General features: G+C 67.4%; 21 protein-coding genes. 4 read left to right on the top strand and 17 right to left on the bottom strand.

What is annotated here, in order from left to right; genetic code table 11:
• The first annotated feature begins 8 nt into the window (after positions 1-8).
• Complete coding sequence (locus tag HEQ22_RS08320; RefSeq protein WP_432770709.1) at positions 9-476, top strand: DUF411 domain-containing protein; 468 nt, start codon at positions 9-11, stop codon at positions 474-476.
• A gap of 63 nt (positions 477-539) precedes the next feature.
• On the opposite strand, the gene HEQ22_RS08325 is transcribed toward HEQ22_RS08320, so the two are convergent.
• Both HEQ22_RS08325 and HEQ22_RS08330 read right to left on the bottom strand, forming a co-directional pair.
• A complete protein-coding gene (locus tag HEQ22_RS08325; RefSeq protein WP_432770710.1) occupies positions 540-1,412 on the bottom strand; it encodes a dienelactone hydrolase family protein in 873 nt (290 codons plus the stop codon).
• 57 nt (positions 1,413-1,469) lie between these two features.
• Positions 1,470-2,129: an HAD family hydrolase gene (locus HEQ22_RS08330; RefSeq protein WP_432770711.1), complete on the bottom strand. Its 660-nt coding sequence runs from the start codon at positions 2,127-2,129 to the stop codon at positions 1,470-1,472.
• A 59-nt stretch (positions 2,130-2,188) separates the two neighbouring features.
• On the opposite strand from HEQ22_RS08330, the gene HEQ22_RS08335 reads away from it, so the two are divergent.
• Entirely contained in the window at positions 2,189-2,377 is a 189-nt protein-coding gene (locus tag HEQ22_RS08335; RefSeq protein WP_432770712.1) for a hypothetical protein, read from the top strand.
• 3 nt (positions 2,378-2,380) lie between these two features.
• Here the strand turns inward: HEQ22_RS08335 and HEQ22_RS08340 are convergent, their stop codons facing one another.
• Genes HEQ22_RS08340 through glmU form a run of 6 tightly spaced genes read right to left on the bottom strand, consistent with a single transcriptional unit; the run spans position 2,381 to position 7,092 of the window.
• The gene (locus tag HEQ22_RS08340; RefSeq protein WP_432770713.1) at positions 2,381-2,794 is read right to left on the bottom strand and encodes a GFA family protein; all 414 of its coding nucleotides are present in this window, start codon (positions 2,792-2,794) and stop codon (positions 2,381-2,383) included.
• A complete protein-coding gene (gene glmS / locus HEQ22_RS08345) occupies positions 2,791-4,614 on the bottom strand; it encodes a glutamine--fructose-6-phosphate transaminase (isomerizing) (protein ID WP_432770714.1) in 1,824 nt (607 codons plus the stop codon). Before glmS ends, HEQ22_RS08340 begins: the two co-directional genes overlap by 4 nt.
• Positions 4,615-4,631: 17 nt before the next feature.
• A complete protein-coding gene (locus tag HEQ22_RS08350) occupies positions 4,632-5,012 on the bottom strand; it encodes a PIN domain-containing protein (protein WP_432770715.1) in 381 nt (126 codons plus the stop codon).
• Entirely contained in the window at positions 5,009-5,386 is a 378-nt protein-coding gene (locus HEQ22_RS08355) for a ribbon-helix-helix domain-containing protein (protein ID WP_432770716.1), read from the bottom strand. The genes HEQ22_RS08350 and HEQ22_RS08355 overlap by 4 nt, the downstream gene beginning before the upstream one ends.
• A gap of 30 nt (positions 5,387-5,416) precedes the next feature.
• Entirely contained in the window at positions 5,417-5,731 is a 315-nt protein-coding gene (locus HEQ22_RS08360; RefSeq protein ID WP_432770717.1) for a hypothetical protein, read from the bottom strand.
• Entirely contained in the window at positions 5,728-7,092 is a 1,365-nt protein-coding gene (gene glmU, locus HEQ22_RS08365; protein ID WP_432770718.1) for a bifunctional UDP-N-acetylglucosamine diphosphorylase/glucosamine-1-phosphate N-acetyltransferase GlmU, read from the bottom strand. The genes HEQ22_RS08360 and glmU overlap by 4 nt, the downstream gene beginning before the upstream one ends.
• Before the next feature lie 59 nt (positions 7,093-7,151).
• Here glmU and HEQ22_RS08370 point away from each other — a divergent pair, with 59 nt between their 5' ends.
• Complete coding sequence (locus tag HEQ22_RS08370) at positions 7,152-7,820, top strand: HAD-IA family hydrolase (RefSeq protein WP_432770719.1); 669 nt, start codon at positions 7,152-7,154, stop codon at positions 7,818-7,820.
• Here HEQ22_RS08370 and HEQ22_RS08375 read toward each other — a convergent pair.
• From HEQ22_RS08375 to HEQ22_RS08410, 8 genes are all read right to left on the bottom strand, one after another.
• Positions 7,817-8,830, bottom strand: coding sequence for a nucleotidyltransferase domain-containing protein (locus tag HEQ22_RS08375; protein ID WP_432770720.1), 1,014 nt, complete (start codon positions 8,828-8,830; stop codon positions 7,817-7,819). The genes HEQ22_RS08370 and HEQ22_RS08375 overlap by 4 nt on opposite strands.
• Positions 8,827-9,693, bottom strand: coding sequence for an HprK-related kinase A (locus tag HEQ22_RS08380; RefSeq protein ID WP_432770721.1), 867 nt, complete (start codon positions 9,691-9,693; stop codon positions 8,827-8,829). Before HEQ22_RS08380 ends, HEQ22_RS08375 begins: the two co-directional genes overlap by 4 nt.
• Positions 9,690-9,971, bottom strand: a complete 282-nt coding sequence (locus HEQ22_RS08385; RefSeq protein ID WP_432770722.1) for an HPr-rel-A system PqqD family peptide chaperone — start codon at positions 9,969-9,971, stop codon at positions 9,690-9,692. Before HEQ22_RS08385 ends, HEQ22_RS08380 begins: the two co-directional genes overlap by 4 nt.
• Positions 9,964-10,410, bottom strand: a complete 447-nt coding sequence (locus HEQ22_RS08390; RefSeq protein WP_432770723.1) for a MarR family winged helix-turn-helix transcriptional regulator — start codon at positions 10,408-10,410, stop codon at positions 9,964-9,966. Before HEQ22_RS08390 ends, HEQ22_RS08385 begins: the two co-directional genes overlap by 8 nt.
• A gap of 103 nt (positions 10,411-10,513) precedes the next feature.
• A complete protein-coding gene (locus HEQ22_RS08395) occupies positions 10,514-12,565 on the bottom strand; it encodes a TonB-dependent receptor (RefSeq protein WP_432770724.1) in 2,052 nt (683 codons plus the stop codon).
• Positions 12,562-13,194 carry a maleylacetoacetate isomerase gene (gene maiA, locus HEQ22_RS08400; RefSeq protein ID WP_432770725.1) on the bottom strand — a complete coding sequence of 211 codons (633 nt, stop codon included), beginning with the start codon at positions 13,192-13,194 and terminating at the stop codon, positions 12,562-12,564. Before maiA ends, HEQ22_RS08395 begins: the two co-directional genes overlap by 4 nt.
• Positions 13,195-13,340: 146 nt before the next feature.
• Positions 13,341-14,381: an SO2930 family diheme c-type cytochrome gene (locus HEQ22_RS08405; protein WP_432770726.1), complete on the bottom strand. Its 1,041-nt coding sequence runs from the start codon at positions 14,379-14,381 to the stop codon at positions 13,341-13,343.
• A complete protein-coding gene (locus HEQ22_RS08410; protein WP_432770727.1) occupies positions 14,378-15,583 on the bottom strand; it encodes a parallel beta-helix domain-containing protein in 1,206 nt (401 codons plus the stop codon). The genes HEQ22_RS08405 and HEQ22_RS08410 overlap by 4 nt, the downstream gene beginning before the upstream one ends.
• Positions 15,584-15,684: 101 nt before the next feature.
• Here HEQ22_RS08410 and HEQ22_RS08415 point away from each other — a divergent pair, with 101 nt between their 5' ends.
• Positions 15,685-16,098, top strand: coding sequence for a DUF2147 domain-containing protein (locus HEQ22_RS08415; RefSeq protein ID WP_432770728.1), 414 nt, complete (start codon positions 15,685-15,687; stop codon positions 16,096-16,098).
• Positions 16,099-16,226: 128 nt separating this feature from the next.
• On the opposite strand, the gene HEQ22_RS08420 is transcribed toward HEQ22_RS08415, so the two are convergent.
• Positions 16,227-16,922: an aspartate/glutamate racemase family protein gene (locus HEQ22_RS08420; RefSeq protein ID WP_432770729.1), complete on the bottom strand. Its 696-nt coding sequence runs from the start codon at positions 16,920-16,922 to the stop codon at positions 16,227-16,229.
• Between the last annotated feature and the right edge of the window lie 83 nt (positions 16,923-17,005).

Genomic DNA, 17,005 nt, shown 5'->3' on the forward strand with positions numbered 1-17,005 from the left:
GAATCCGCATGACCCCCGTCCGCCGCACGCTGTTCGCCCTCGCCGCCTTTTCGGCCAGCATCGGCATCGCCCACGCCGCCGACCCGACGATGTTCCGCGACGCGGGTTGCGGCTGCTGCCTGAAATGGCTCGAGCAGGTCAAGGCGTCGTTCGGTAAGAAGGTCGCGGTCGTCAATGCCGCCGACATGGCGGCGGTGAAGGACAAGCAGGGCGTGCCGCAGGCGCTGCGCAGTTGCCACACCGTCCTCGTCGGCGGTTATGTGATCGAGGGTCATGTCCCCGCGAAGGAGATCGCCCGGCTGCTGCGCGAAAAGCCGAAGGGCGTGAAGGGCCTCGCCGTCGCCGGCATGCCGATGGGCTCGCCAGGCATGGAGCATGGCGATCACCGTGAGGCGTACAAGGTCATGACCTTCGGCCCCACCGGCCAGCGTGTCTATGCCAGCTATGCCGCCAGCGGCGGTGCCCACGCGCATTGAGCCGCCTCCAGCGGCGGCGCCCACGCGCATCGCGCGGTCGGCGTCACGACGCTGGGCACGCCGTCAGCCCAGTTCGGCCTTGAACAGTTCCAGCATCCGGCCCCACGCCTTTTCGGCCGCGGCTTCGTTATAGGCGCGGCTGTCGGGCGGGCACCATCCGTGCATGGCGCCCTGATACACCTCGACCTCGTGCCACTGCTTGCGCGGTTCGAGCACCGCCTTCAGCCGCGTCTTTTCCTCGGGAGTCTTGGCGTCGTCGTTTTCCGCGATCGCGAACAGATACCCCGCCTCGGTCACCGGGATCAGCAGGTGCGGGCTGTCGCCATGCTCGGTCGCGACCCCGCCGCCGTGAAAGCTCGCCGCGGCGCCGATCCGCGCCGGCACTTCCGACGCGGTATAGATGGTCATCGGTCCGCCCATGCAATAGCCGGTCACCCCCAGCTTGCGCGCGGTGTCGACCTCGGCCTGCGCGTCGAGGAAGGCGATGTGCGCGCGCGCGTCGCTGGCGACCCTCGCGCCGGTCAGCTGCTGCGCATAACCGCCCAGCCGCGCGCGGATCGCCGGATCCGAAAAATCGTCGCCCGGCTGCACCACCGGCGCCTTGGCCGAGCGGTAGAAGGGATTGACGCACAGCACCGCATAGCCGTCGCCCGCCAGCCGGTCGGCCATCTGGCGAAAGGCGGGCCGCAATCCCCGTATGTCGGGCCAGATCAGCACGCCGGGATGCTTGCCCGCCGCCGGCGCGACGAAATAGGCGTCGGCGACGCCGCTCGCGGTCGTGATCGTGACGTCGCGGCCCTTGACCGGCTTGCCCGCCATCGCGCGCGCCGGCAGCGCCGCCGCGAGCATGCCGACCCCCGCGAGCGCCGCAAAGCCCCGCCGCCCGACCGGCAGACCGGCGCGGTCGAGGTCGGCTTCGGTGAATTCGTTGCACATTGGTCGTCTCCCAGGATTGCTGCGTCGTCGGCCCAATGCGCGGGCCGGTGAAAAGGCTCAGGCGGCGATGCTAATCTCTTCAAAGGCAAAGGCAAGCCGGTGCACCCCGACTTCGCGCAGCATCGCGCCATGTGCCGCACGGTCGGCGATATGTCCGGCGCCGCAGAAACCGACGACCTGCATCCCCGCCGCGAGCGCCGCCGCCGCGCCGGTCGGCGAATCCTCGATCGCGAGGCAGGCCGCGGGATCGACGCCGAGCCCCTTGGCGGCGGCGAGATAGATGTCGGGAAACGGCTTGCCGCGGTCCCAGCCGTCGGCACTGTAAACATGCGCGCCGAAATGATGGTCGAGCCCGAACAGCCCGAGCGCCCAGCCGATATATTCGGCGCGGCTCGACGACGCAATCGCGCGCGGCATCGCCCCCAGCCTTTCGAGAAACGCGGGCGCGCCCGGCACCGCCGCGAACCCGTCCATGAAGCGCGCCCGCGCACGGGTGCGGTGGGTGTCGCGGAAATCGGCGGGCAGCGGCCGCCCGAACCGCGCCTCGATCCGCCGCTGCGTTTCCTGCCAATTATGGCCGTAATAGTCGCGCAGGCACTCGTCATAGGTCGTCGGCATGCCCGCCGCGGTCAGGCTCTCGGCGAGCGACAGGTTCGCGCGCACCTCGCTGTCGGCGATGACGCCGTCGAAATCGAAAATGACCGCGGCGGGCTTCATGCGAATCCTACAATCTTCATATTTGCCGCCTAGAGCCTCGGCGAACGGGAGTCATCGGCATGAAATTCATCGAACTCAAATCGCGCGGCGGCAATTACCTCGTCGTCGCCGAAAATGTCGCCTGGCTGCGCGATTACGAAAATGGCCAGACGCAGGTCGGCATGGTCGGCGGCGCGCCGCTCCTGGTGGCGGGCAAGATCGAGGAGATCGCCGCCTCGATTCTGGCGCAGGCGAACGCGACGGGGTGACGGTCAGCGCATGACCTCATGCGCGCGCGCATACTCCCACGCCCCCTCGCCCGACCAGGCGCGTCCGTCGGGAAAGACGAGCCTCAACCCCTTGAGTTGCGCGGGATCGAACAGCCGCATGTTGACCCCCATCAGGTCGACCTCGCCCCCCATCCGCTCGATCAGCCCGGCGGTTGCCGACCAGTGCGTCGTGCAGCCGCAGGTCGCACAGAAATGCAGGTCCGAATTGGGATTGGCGCGATCGGCGCGGTTATAGGTTTGCGTCGCGCCCTCGATCGCGACATCGCGCGGCGAGCAATAGGCCCACAGGATGCCGTGCGAAAAACACAGCGAGCAATTGCACTCGGCAATCTCTTCGGGCGCCTTGGCAAGCCGCACCGAGACGGCGCCGCAGTGGCAGGTGGCGTTCCAGTTCATTCCACCGTCACCGATTTCGCCAAATTCCGCGGCTGATCGACATCGGTCCCCTTCGCCACCGCCACATGATAGGCGAGCAGCTGCACCGGCACCGCATAGACCAGCGGCGCGATCAACGGATGCACCTTCGGCATTTCGATCGTCGCCATACAACCGTCGCCGGCTTCGGCGATGCCGTCGGCGTCGCTGATCAGCACGACCTTGCCGCCGCGCGCCATCACCTCCTGCATATTGCTAACCGTTTTTTCGAACAGTGGCCCGCTGGGCGCGAGGACGATCACCGGGACCGCCTCGTCGATCAGCGCGATCGGGCCGTGCTTCATTTCACCCGACGCATAACCTTCGGCATGGATATAACTGATTTCTTTCAGTTTCAGCGCGCCCTCCATCGCCAGCGGATAGTCGGGGCCGCGGCCGAGGTAGAGCACGTCGCGCGCCGGCGCGATCAGGTGCGCCATCGCGGCAATTTCTTCATCGTGTGCCAGCGCGGCGTTGAGCGCGGCGGGCGCTTCGATCAGATGCTTGACGATCTCCCGCTCCTCGCCGGCGCTGAGCTTGCCCTTTTTGAGCGCCAGATGGGCGGCCAGCGCCGCAAGCACAGCGAGCTGGCAGGTGAAGGCCTTGGTCGATGCGACGCCGATCTCAGGCCCGGCGTGGGTCGGCAGCAGCAGGTCGGCCTCGCGCGCCATGCTGCTCGTCGGAACATTGACGACGACCGCGATCGTCTGGCCGTTCGCCTTGCAATGGCGCAGCGCCGCAAGCGTGTCGGCGGTCTCGCCCGATTGCGAAATGAACAGCGCCAGCCCGCCGGGCTGTAGCACCGGATCGCGGTAGCGAAACTCGCTCGCGAAATCGATGTCGACCGGCACGCGCGCAAAGGTTTCGAACCAGTATTTGGCGACCATGCCGGCATAGAAGCTGGTGCCGCACGCGACGATGGTGATGCGGTCGATCGCCGACAGGTCGAAATCCATCTGCGGCAGCGCCACCGCCTGTTCAAGCGGGCGAATGTAGGAGGACAGCGTCTGCGCGACCACCGTCGGCTGCTCGAAAATCTCCTTCTGCATGAAGTGGCGGTAATTGCCCTTCTCGATCGTCGCCGCGGTGACGCCCGATGTCGTAACTTCGCGCGTCACCGGATTGTTTTCGCTATCGAAAATCTGCGCGCCGTCGCGGGTGATGACGACCCAGTCACCTTCGTCGAGATAGGCGATCTTCTGCGTCAGCGGCGCCAGCGCCAGCGCATCGGAGCCGAGATAGGTCTCACCCTCGCCATAGCCGACGACGAGCGGCGAGCCGAGCCGCGCGCCGATGAGCAGATCGGGATGCTGGCGGAACGCGATGGCCAGCGCGAAGGCGCCGCGCAGCTTCGGCAGCACCGCCTTGACCGCATCCTGCGGCGACAGCCCCGCCTCGACCTGTTCGGACACGAGATGCGCGACGACTTCGGTGTCGGTTTCGCTCTCGAACGTGCGGCCGCGCGCGGTCAGCGCTTCGCGCAGCGGCTTGAAATTCTCGATGATCCCGTTGTGGACCAGCGCGACCTCGCCCGTCGCGTGCGGATGGGCGTTGCTCGTCGTCGGCGCGCCGTGGGTCGCCCAGCGCGTGTGCGCGATGCCGACGAGCCCGGGTGCCGGATTGCCCGCCAGTTCCTTGACGAGATTGCCGAGCTTGCCCTCGGCGCGGCGACGGACCAGCTGGCCGTCCTGCACCGTGCATACCCCCGCGCTGTCATAACCGCGATATTCCATACGCTTGAGGCCGTCGACGAGGCGATCGGCGACTTGGGTTATGCCGACGATTCCGATGATTCCGCACATGTTGCTATGGGCTTTCGCTAGAGAGTATAAGGAACGCGGATGCCCGGCATCTCTGCCGGGAAATCCTTGGTATTTCGTGTAATCAATACCCGGCCGCGAAGCTGGGCCGTCGCCAGGATGATGGCGTCCATTGCCTTCAGCCGGGCTCGCTCACGGCGCAAAGCGGCGGCCCGGCGGCCGACCTCAGCATCGACTTCGTCGATGCTGAACCCCGATAACAGCGTTTCCGCCCGCCAAAGCCCGTCGCCATCGCCTTTGGACATCACCTCGATCCACACCGCGCGGCTGATCCACGCACGCGCGCCGAAATCGGTTGCGCGGTCGATTTCCGCACGTGCCGGTCCAAACCCTGCCAGCGCATCGATGATGATATTGGAATCGAAGCTAAATCCGCTCACCGGGCATTGGGCTTTTTCGGCTCGGGATATTTCCCTGCCAGCATGTCCAGATGAATCTGACGCTGACGATCATCTTCGGCATCAAACAGGTCAGGAAATTCGGCTTTGACGTCTTCGTAATCGTCATCCCACGGCCGCGTCCACGAAGCGCGCTCACGTCGCTGCCATTCGACCGAATCGCCTATGTCGGTGCGATCCTTCCAAGCTCCAAATCCGATTTCGAGCCATTTCTTGCTATTTTCCGGATGCAGTTCAGCGCGATAGTCGCGCACCGCTTCGCGCAGGATAGCCGCCCGCGACTTGCCCTGCTCGGCGGCGAGCTGGTCGAGCCATTTGATGTCTTCATCGGGCAGGTCGGCGAGGATGCGCGTCATGATATACTGATATCATATCATGATATCATGTCAAGCACGCCCGAAGCTCTGATCGACGAAATGAAAGGCGAATTGCACCGGGTCGGCGGGGGCGCCGCTGCCCGCCTCGAAGCGCGCCTTGCCTTCGTCCCACGTCTTGCGGATCTGCGCCGGAAAGTCGGGTGCGAATTTCATCCGCTGCGCGACGATCTGCTCCCAGCTCCCCTTCAGGCCGAAGCTTTGTTCCAGGCTCGGCACCATCGCTTCGCAATAACGCTCGGTCGCCTCGTCGAGATGGCCGATCGCCTTCAGCACATAGGCGTCGACGAAGCGCAGGAAGGGCTTGTCGGTGTAACGGTCGCTCATGCCTTCTTCTCCGCCTTCTTCTTGCGCATCGTGTCGTGGAAACGGTCGGCCCAGCCGGGTTTGACCAGCTGTTCGGCGCGGACCATGCGCAGGTCGCCATCACCGACGTCGCGCGACACCGCGCTGCCGGCAGCGACGATCGCGTCGCGGCCGATGGTGACGGGTGCGATGAGGGCGCTGTTGCTGCCGATGAAGGCATTGTCGCCGATCACCGTCTGATATTTGAAATAGCCGTCGTAATTGCAGGTGATCGTGCCGGCGCCGATGTTCGCCCCCGCGCCGACCGTCGCGTCGCCGAGGTAGGTCAGGTGGTTCGCCTTCGCCCCCTTGCCCAGCACCGCCTTCTTGGTCTCGACGAAATTGCCGATCTTCGCCTTTTCGCCCAGCACCGTGCCGGGGCGCAGCCGCGCAAACGGGCCGACCTCGCATCCCGCGCCGATGGCGGTGCCCTCGATATGGCAATTGGCGCGGATCTTCACATGGTCGGCCACCGTCACGCCGGGGCCGAAAAACACATTGGGTTCGATCAGCACGTCGCGGCCAAGCTCGGTATCCCAGGCGAACCAGACGGTGTCGGGGGCGATCAGCGTTGCGCCGTCGTCCATCGCGCGGCGGCGGCGCTGCGCCTGCCATTCGCCCTCCATCGCCGCGAGCTCGGCGCGGCTGTTGACCCCGGCGACCTCGGCCGCATCCGTCTCGACGACGACGACGCGGGCGCCTTCGGCAATCGCCCCGGTCGCGACGTCGGGCAGATAATATTCGCCCGCGGCATTGTCGTTGCCGACCGCAGCGAGCAGGCGCCACATGTCGCGCGCGTCGGCGACGATCACTCCCGAATTGCACAGGTCGACCGCGCGTTCGGCGGCGGTCGCGTCCTTATGCTCGACCATCTTCATCACCTGCCCGTCGGCGTCGGCGATGATCCGGCCATAGGCGGCGGTGTCGGCGGGGCGGAAACCGAGCACCGCGACCATCGCGCCCTTACCCAGCGCCGCGCACAATTCGCGCACCGTGTCGGCGGTCAGCATCGGACAATCGCCGAAGCACACCAGCACGATGCCGTCGAACCCCGCAAGCGCTTGCCGGGCCTGGAGCGCGGCGTGCGCGGTGCCGAGCTGCGGGTCCTGCACCGCGACGATCGCGCCGGTCCCGGCGAGCGCGGCTTCGACCTGGTCGCGGCGGTCGCCGACGACGACGACGGTTGCGGCGGGGGGCAGCGCTGCAAAGCTGCCGACCAGATGCATCAGCATCGGCCGCCCCGCGATCGGGTGCAGCACCTTGTGCAGGTCGGATTTCATGCGGGTGCCCTTGCCCGCGGCAAGGATGACGGCGGCGATCGGCTTCGAAGGGGCGTTGCTCATGCGCGCTGCCATGCCAGCAAATCATTGCGGTTTCCAGAGCATCGCGCCATGCCGCAGCGATGAACGGATTTCCCTTCGCCATCGTCGGCTTCGACCTCGACGGCACGCTCGTCGATACCGCCGCCGACCTCACTGCCGGGGTCAACCATGCACTGGGTCTCGCCGGGCGCTCGCCGTTGACGGTCGATCAGGTGCGGCCGATGATCGGGCTGGGCGGGCGGCATATGCTCGAACAGGGATTGCGGGCGACCGGCGGGGTGCCGGACGGGGATTTCGAGCGCCTGTTCGGCGCGTTTCTGAAGGCTTATGAGGCGAACATCGCGGTGCACAGCCGGCCTTTCCCCGGCCTCATCGCCGCGCTCGACCGGCTCGATGCGCTCGGCGTCCACACCGCGGTGGTGACCAACAAGACCGAACGCCTCGCCCGCGTTCTGCTCGGCGCGCTCGGGCTGGCGGAGCGGATGGCGACGATCATCGGCGGCGACACCATGGGCTCGGGCAACGCCAAGCCCTCGCCCGCCCCGATCGCCGAGATGATCGCGCGCTGCGGCGGCGGCCGCGCGGCGTTCGTCGGCGACAGCATCTATGACGTCATGGCGGCGAAATCGGCTGGCGTGACGAGCATTCTCGTCGGTTTCGGCTTCCTCGACCGCGCGGCCGATGCCTATGGCGCCGACCATGTCATCGCCGATTTTGACGCGCTGGTTCCGCTGCTCGAAACGCTCTAACGCTTCCGCCATTTCGTCCACAAATGCCGCGCAAGCAGCGCCGGCGGCATCCGCAGCCAGTGCGAGCGGATGTAAAACGCCTGCTGGAGCGCCAAGTCGGTCCCCCGCCCCCAATCGTCGCGCGCGAGCAGGCGGCGGCGGAACCAGTCGTCGCTGGCGTCGTGCCGGTCCCACCCCGACGGCAGCACCGTGCCGTACACATCGCGCGCCAGCCGCGCCGCCCGGTGCACCGCCCCGCGCAGGCCGTGCAGGTCGGCACGCCCGTCGAGCTTGCCCCAGAACAGCGGATCGGCGGCGGCGAACTCGCGCGTCAGGCAATGGAAATCCCACAGGTTGCGCAGCCCGCCCTGCAGATCGCCGTCGGCGAGCATGTGCGCGGCGCAGTGGACCGCCATGTCGGTCGGGCACAGCATCGTGAAACCCTCGCCGGCGGGCACCGCATCGCTCAGCAGCGCGAGCGCGTCGGGCGTCGTGCGGTGGGTGCGCGGCAGGATCGTGTGGTGGACGTCGATCATCCGGTCGCGCGCCTTGTGGATCAGCGGCGGCAGCTCGTGCATATGCTCGCGGTAATAGGCGTCGTCATAGGCGTCCTCCTTGACCCACTCCCACCCCGCGCGCAGCAGCGCATTTTCGGCGCGGCCGATGTCGTGGCGCCCGACCAATATGTCGAGATCGCCGATCTGCCGTCCGGTTGAACAGGACAGCCCCGCCGCCGCATAGGCGGTGCCCTTCAGCAGCACGAAGGCGATGCCCTCGGGCACCAGCGCGCGGCGGGCCATCTCGGCCTCCCACAATGCCTGGCGCTGCGCGACCGCGGCGGCGGCGCGCTGATCGGCGAACAGCGCCGCGACCGGCGGCGGCAGCGCGGCGCCCTCCACCCGGTGCGCCAGCGTCGCGAGCATCGCCTCGGCGCGCGCGACGCCGATCACCCCGTCCCAGTCGCGCGGGGCGAGCGTAGCGGCATCGCGCCGCCCGGCGAGCAGGTCGATCAGCGTCCGCACCGCGCTCATCCTGCCGCCCCGGACCAAAGCTGCTCGACGAGCGCGATCCCCGCCGCGCTGTCGGGATAGGAAATCGCGAACGCCGGGGTGGTCTGGACCAGACGGGTGAGCGCCGCGAACCCCGCCTCGCCGAGCGCGACATAGTTGGTCGACGCCTCGGTCAGGCGGACGAACGCCTCACCCTCGCCCATCGCTTCGATCGCCGCCGCGGGCCCGAATTGCGGAAAGATCAGCAGCGACGGGCGCACCGCCGCGTGCATCGCCGCGATCGCGTCAGCGCGCGGGATCAGGTGGCGGATGTCGCCCTTCGGCGTTCCCGCCAGCAGCGGCCCGAGCCGCCCCGGCGCCACCCGCACCGCCAGCTCGGCGATCGCCTCATTCTTCAGGCTGACCGCGCGCGGAAAGGCGCGCGCGGCGGCGGTATCGAGGTCGATCAGGGTGAATTCGTCGCCCATCAGCCGCCAGCCGCCCTCGCCGAGCAGCGCCGCGAGCGTCGACTTGCCCGATCCGGACGCCCCCGACATGATCACCGCGCGGCCATCCTTCGCGACCGCGCTCGCGTGGAGCAACAGGTGTCGCCGCCAACCGAGCGCGACCTGCAAATTCATCCCCATCTCGGCGGCGAGCAGCCCCATCGCCAGCGGCAGCGGCAGCGCGTCGGGGACGATAAAATCGCCGCCGATATGCACCGAGGGGCGCAGCCAGCGCCGCCACGGCCGCGCCGCGAACAACCGCACCGTCGCATCGGCGGGCCGCGCCGGATCGTCGGGGTAACCGGCATAGAGGCGGTCGAGCGCGGCGATCGGCGCCGCCCAGTCGCTGCCGATGCGGAACTGCACCGGGCCGACGGCGATGCGCGTGCTGTGCCTCACGCCGGCGCCACCAGCCCCATGGTGGCCAGCTCGGCCAGCCGGTCGGCGATGACCGCCGCCGCGTCGTCGGCCCCGTCGAGGTCGAAGGCGGCGGCGAGCCGCGCCGCCAGCGTCGCGGCATCGCACGGCGCCTCGCCCATCGCCGCCAGCATTTCGGGGATCGGCGCGATGACGATATGCGTCTGCATCGACCGGCGGTCGAAGATCGCAGTCAGTTCGCCCAGCGGTTCGCAGCGCAGGGCCTCGGCGGGCGCCGCGCGATAGGCGCGATCAGGCATAATCTTCGGCGGCGGCGGTCAGCTTGGCAAGGATGGTCATCAGCGTCGCGCGCTCCTCGGCGCTGATATTGGTTTCGAGCTGCGCTTCGCTCGCCAGCGCCGCGGGCACGATCGCATCGTACAGCGACCGCCCGGTTTCGGTGAGCTCAAGATGGTGCGAGCGCCCGTCGGCTTCGTGCGCCTGGCGCGCGATCAGATTCCGGTCGGCGAGCGCCTTGGCGGCACGGTTGACCGTCACCTTGTCCATCCGCGTCGCCTCGACCAGCGCGCGCTGCGTCTTCGGTGTCCCTTCGCCAAGCACCGCCATCAACCGCCACTCGGGAATCTTCAGCCCGAAGCGGTTCTGATATTCGGCCGCGATCCGCTCCGACAGCGCGTTCGACGCGATCGACAGCCGGTAGGGCAGGAAATTGTCGAGATTCAGGGTTTTCGCGGCCATGCGGCAACCTTATCGCATGTTTGCCATCTGTGAAGCCTTGGCGCGATGCAAATGCTGACCAAGTCGGGACATGACGCCCGGATTTCATAACCCTTCGAATATTCTAGAACGAAAACCTTGCCCCCACCCACAAGGTCCGCGGCGTCGCCCGCTCGACGATCCCCGCCGACGAAATCGCCGCCGGCACCAGTTCGTCGAACAGATTGTCACCCCGCGCCTCGACGCTGATCGCACCCGACAGCCGCCAAGACACCCCCGCGTCGAGGGTCAGCGCGTCGCCGAGCAATTGGGTACCAAGATCGTCCTCGGCCTGCTTGCCGACGTAACGCAGCGTCGCGAACCCGCCGAACGGACCTTCGCCATTGCTGCGCAGCGACACGCTGCCGCCATGCTTGGCGATCTGCGCCGGACGGCGTCCGTCGAGCGCCGCAGCCCCCCCCGACGCATCGACGTTCGCATCGGTGAAGGCGTAGGACGCCCGCAGCGTCGCGAAACCGAACCGCTGCTCGGCGCGGAACTCGACCCCCTTGCTGTCGATGGCGTCGAGGTTCTGCCGCTGGTTGAGGTTCGGCGCGAGGGTCACGTTGGCGATCGCGTTGGTCAGGTGATTGGCAAAGACCGTCGCCGAGAGTTTGGTGCCATCGCGCTCGAAATCGATCCCGACCTCGCCGCCCCACAACCGTTCGGGCTTCAAGGCTTCATTGGCGGTCGTCACCTCGGCCCCGACCCGGAAGGGCCGATATAGTTCGTTGAGCGTCGGCAGGCGCCAGCCGCGATAGGCGGCGGCGCGCAGCGATAGCTCGTCCCACGACCAGCGCACGCCCGCACGGCCGCTGCCTTCCCAGCCCTGTCGCGCCGCAAAGCGCAGATCTGTGATGACCGGGCCGGCGATATTGCGTTCGAGGCGATAGCCCTCGCCCAGCCACCAGCGATCGACGCGACCGCTGAGCGTCCAGAGCAGGCCATAGCCGCGGTCGCCCGACGTCCATTCGGCAAAGGCGCCGACCGTGTCGCTGCTCCCCCCGGCAATGCGGTGGCGGCCGGGAACCCCGGCGGTGAAGAAGAAATCCTCTTCGGTGCGGCCGGTGGTGCGGCGCCAGTCGACGCCCAGCCGCAGCGGGTTGTTGCCGCCGATCGCGGGTCGCAGTTCGACGCGGGCGCCGAGACCGGTCGCCGGGACGCGCTGAAACAGCGCCGGGGCGACGCTGTTCCGCCCCGGCGCGACGCTGGCGAACCCGCTGTCGAAATCGCGCACCTGGATATAGGCCAGCGCGAGCCATTGGGTTCGGCCATAAGGATTGTGGAGGAAGCGCAGACTGGCGTCGATGCCGTCGGTCCGGCTCGCCGAGAAATCGGTGCCGCGGTCGCGATGGTCGGAAAAGCCGCGGACGCTCGCTTCGATCCGGCTGTCTGCGCCCGCATCGAAGCGCAGCCGCAGACCCAGCCCGCCCTGTTCATAAGGCGCAGCGCGATCGACCGTCCCGCGCTGGCCATCGACGACCGGGATGAAGCCGTCGCCGCGGCTGTAACGCCCATCGACCGCAATCTCGCCGCTGCCGATTTTTCCGCCGACCGATGCCGACGCGTCCAGGCTGTCGCGGCTGCCGTAAGCGACGCTGCCGGTCGCGCCGTCGGTCATCGTCGAATAGAGGCCGACAGTTCCCGCCAGCGCGCCTGCGCCATCGACGCCGCTGCCGCCGCCGCGGGTGACGATGATCCCGCCCAGGTTGATCGCGTCATAGGCACTCCACGGCACCCAGCCGCCGAACGGATCGGCCTGCGGCACGCCGTCCAATGTGACCAGCGCGCGGCTCGCTGCGTTGCCGCCCAGCCCGCGCAGCGTCACGCCCTGGCTAGTCGGATGCGCGCTGCGGCCGTCCGAGCGGCGGAACTGGACGATCCCAGCCTCGTCGCGCAGGCGGTTTTCAATCCGGCTGCCCAGCCCGGGTTCGAGATTCGATATAAGGCTGTCGGCCTGAACCTGGTCGCTGTCGGAAGGGGCTAGCGCGCCGCTGCCGTTGACGACGATCACCTGCGGCGGCAGGCGCACCCAGTTGATGCAGCAAATTTCCTCGGGCGCCTCGCTCGCCGCATCCTGCCCCATCGCCGCCGCCGGCATCGCCAGCAGCGCCGCGCCTGTCAGCAACCGGATCACGCGGGCTTGACCGCGTCGGGATGCGCCTTCTGGAAGGCTTCCAACTCCATGCACGCCGCGTCGATCGCGACGAGCCGCGGATAGGCATCGAGCGGCACCTCGAAACGCCGCGCATTATACATCTGCGGCACCAGGCAGCAGTCGGCGATGCTCGGGCTTTCGCCGCCCAGATAACGGCCCTCGCCCGCCATGGCTTCAAGGGCGTCAAAGCCTTGCGCGATCCAAGTCGCGATCCAGCGATCCTTGGTCGTCTCGTTGAGGCCGAGGTCGCGGGTCAAATATTTGAGCACGCGCAGATTGTTGAGCGGGTGGATGTCGCTCGCCACCACCTGCGCCTGTGCCAGCGCCACCGCGCGCGGCATCGCTTCGTCGGGGATCAGCCGCGGCGCGGGATAGGCACGGTCGAGCCAGTCGATGATCGCCATGCTCTGGATGATCGGCTCGCCATCGGCGACCAGCATCGGCACGAACCCCTGCGCATTCTGCTCCAGATAGGCGTCGCTGCGCTGCTCGCCGGCGATCAGGCTGACCTCGACGCGCTCGTACGCGAGCCCTTTCAGGTTCAGCGCGATGCGAACGCGAAAGCTCGCCGAGGAGCGGAAATAATCGTGGAGGACGAGGTTGGTCATGGAGTGCACACCATAGCAGTTATTCGCAGACTCCCCTGACCGTTCGTGCTGAGCTTGTCGAAGCACCGCTCTTGTCGCGGCGTCGAAAGGACGAACGGTCCTTCGACAAGCTCAGGACGAACGGGTTTGGGGTATCGTCGATCAGTTTACGGCGTCGATTTACCGCCTGTGGCCTTTAGCCCGCCTTTCGGCATCTCCGCAATCCATTGCCGCAGCAGCGCCGCGCCCTCCCGGTGCACCGTCGATCGCCCGACCTCGGGCATCGCGATGCCGGGATCGGTGCTCTCCAGCCGGTAGATCATGAAACTATGCGCCGCATCGCCCGGCGCGATCGCGAAATCCATCCCCCCACTGCCGCGCCCTGCCGCGGTCGGGCGCTTGCCGATCCCGTAATTGACCCCCGCCGCATCGTCGGTCCAGCGCAGGAACAGGCCGCTGTTCGACGCGCTGCCCGCCGGGTTGTGGCAATGCGCGCAATTGACGTCGAGATAGGCGCGCGCGCGGTCGGCGACGCTGCCCGTTCTGGGATCGTCCCAAACCGGCATCACCGGCTTGAGCGCCGCCGGATTTTCGAAATAGGTCGAGGCTGCGTCGCCGACGACGAAATTGCGCGCCTTCGGCCCGATCGGCACGATTTCGCCGTTCAGGCTGTGGCATTCCTTGCACTGGTTCTTGTTCGGCACCGCATAGCGGATGCGGTGCACCTCGCCGTCGGGACTCTTGAACGTCACCGGAACGCGCCGCCCGCCCAGCGCCAGCGTCGCATCCTTGCCGTCGGCGTCCCAGATATAGGGCAAGGCGGTCCACCCGCCCGCACGGCGGATCAGCAACCGCGTTTCGACCGGGCGCCCGCCGCCCACGTCGCTCCACCCGAAACTCTTGACCAGCACCGTCCCGACCGGGAATTCGATCGTCCCGTCGGCGGCAACCGCGGCCTTTTTACCCGCGGGGATCGAGATAAAGCGCTGTTTGTCGGCATAATCGCTGAACAGCGGGGTGCGCAGCGTATAGCCGACCCGCGCCAGCGGCACCTTCGGATCGCCCATATGGAACAGCCCGAACGCCGACAATTTCTGCGGCATCGCGTCGCTATCGATCACGTCCTGATTGACGCCGGGCAGCGGCACGCCCCCCGCGCCGCTGGCACACAGCAGCGCGGCGGCGACCGCGGCGAAAACGCGTCTCACCGGACCTTCGCCTCCATCGCTTCGGGCAGCGTGATGCCGGGCAGTGGCGCCGGCGGCGTGCCCTGCGACAGGTCGGCGGGCGCGGGTTGCGCCTGCTCGCGCGGGGTCGCGACGTCGGGCAGGTTCAGCGACAGGACGCCGACCTTATCGAGCACCACCGCGTCGCCGGCGCCGTCCCACAGCACCGGCGGGATCGTCCCGCCGAACGCCGCCGCAATCTCGGCCCCGCCCGGAAAGGCGGGGGCATAACCCGCCTTGCCATGCTGGTTGTCGCGCACGACGATATCCTTGGGCAGCGGCTGGTATTTCGGGTCCTTGTGGGCGTAGCGATAGCCGACGATCATCACATTCGCGGTGCCGTTCTGGTCGAACACATTGTCGAAGATCTCGACATGGCGGTTCGCCATCACCAGCACCCCGGTGCCGGTCGGCACGCTCGCGACGATATTGCCGGCGGGGGCGAAGTTCGGCACGCTGTTGTCGCTGACGACGTTTGAAAAGACGCGGACATTGTGCCCGCCCTGCATCGGCAGGCTGGGCAGGTCGAACACCAATATGCCGCCGGTGTTGCGGTTGGCGATATTGTCGTGGACGTCGGCATCGAAGCTGTTCTCGATCTCGATCCCCGCGACATTTTCGGTCGCCACCGATTCGCGCACGACGATATTCTTCGACTGGCCGACATAAATGCCCGCATCCGACGCGCCGCGAACATAGACGCTGTCGATCAGTACGTCGGTGCTTTCGACCGGATAGATGCCGTACGCGCCGTTGGTCGCCTTCGGCCCGCCGGTCCATTCGACGCGCAGCTGGTGATAGACGATGCGGTCGGCACCCTTCGACTTGATCCCGTCGCCCTTCGTGTTGAGCACCGCGAACCCGGTCAGCAACACATCGTCGGAGGTGACCAGCAGCCCCTCGCCCGCGCCCTGCTGGCCGGTGAAGTCGAGGATCGAGCCGCCCTCGCCCGTCCCCGAGCCGCGCACCGTGACATTGGCGACGTCGAGCGACAGCCCGTCGGTCAGCTGCCACGTCCCGGCGCCGAGTTCGACGACATCGCCCGGCTCGGCGACGATCAGCGCCTCCTGCAGCTTTTCATTGGCGTCGGGGGTCGCCGCGCTGACGCTGATCGTCTTGGCGGCGGCGGGCGCCGCGATGACCAGCGCGGTCGCCAGCGATGCGACGAAATGATGGAATCGCATGAGACTCTCCCTTGTTTTTTGCCAGCATGGTGCAAGACTGGCGCGATGCCAAGCCATGTTGCTGACATGGCTGTAGCTAAAGAGAACCCGGGGAGGTCGCATTGATTCACAGATACGCGCTGGCGCTCGTCGCCTTCATTGCCGTGCCGTCGATGGCCGCGGCACCGGCGTCGATCGCCGGCCGCTGGAAAACCGACGACGGCAAGGGCATCGTCGCGATGGCGCCGTGCGGTGCCAAGATGTGCGGGCGCATCGACCGCCTGCTGATCAAGCAGCCTGCCGGCGGCCAGCTCGACGAGCGCAATCCCGACAAGGCCAAGCGCGGCCGCAAGGTCGCCGGCATGCAAATCTATTGGGACCTCGTCCCCGATGGCGGCGGCTGGCGCGGCCAGGGCTACAGCCCCGAAGACGGCCGCTATTACAAGGCGCACCTGCGCGTGAAGGGCGACAAGCTGACGATGAAGGGCTGCGTGTCGGTGTTCTGCCGCACCGTGACGTGGACGAAGGTGGGGTAAGGCACATCCCCTCCCGCTTGCGGGAGGGGCAGCGAGACTTGCGAGCTTGCTCGCTAGTCGCAGCGGGGTGGGCAAATGCGACGGTGCGGCCCACCCCCGACCCCTCCCGCAAGCGGGAGGGGAGAGGTTCAGTCTTCCCCCAGAATCCAGTCCACCCCCGCCGCGACATGGATGCGCGTGGTGTCATAGATCGGCAGGATGTTCGCGTCGGGATCGACCAGCATCACCAGTTCGGTGCTCGCCAGCACCAGCGCCTGGATGTCCTGCTTGGCGATGTCGGTGATGAAGGTGCGCATCGTGCGGCGCGATTCCTCGACCACCTTGCCCTGCATCAGCTGGTCATAGATGATGTTGTCGATCGCCTCGGCGCGCGCCTGGTCATAGGGCGCCAGCGTCAGCCCGTGGCGCACCAGCCGCTGGCGGAACCACGCTTCGGTCATCACGTTGCGGGTGCCGACCACCGCCGCGGCCTTGATGCCGTCGGCCTTCATCTTCGCGCCGGTTTCATCGACGATGTGGATCAGCGGGATCGAAATCGCCGCGGCGACGTCGTCGGCGACCTTGTGCATCGAATTGGCCGCGATCATCAGCGCGGTCGCCCCCGCCGCCTCCAGCCGCTGCGCCGACGCGATCAGCACCGCCTTGGCATGGTCCCACTGCTCGGCCGTCGTCAGCCGCGACAGGTCGCAATAATTCAGGCTCTCCATCAGGATCGGCGCCGAACAGGCGGTGCCGAGGCGCTTTTGCACCCCCTTGTTGAGATGACGGTAATACAGCTCGGTCGATGCCCAGCTGATGCCGCCGATCAGGCCGATTTTACGCAAAATTCAATCTCCGAACGCTTCGCTCAAAATATCCGTTCGCCCTGAGCTTGTCGAAGGGCCGTTCTTCCTTTCCAGCGTCGCGG

Source organism: Sphingopyxis sp., from assembly GCF_050916055.1.
Taxonomy (GTDB): domain Bacteria; phylum Pseudomonadota; class Alphaproteobacteria; order Sphingomonadales; family Sphingomonadaceae; genus Sphingopyxis.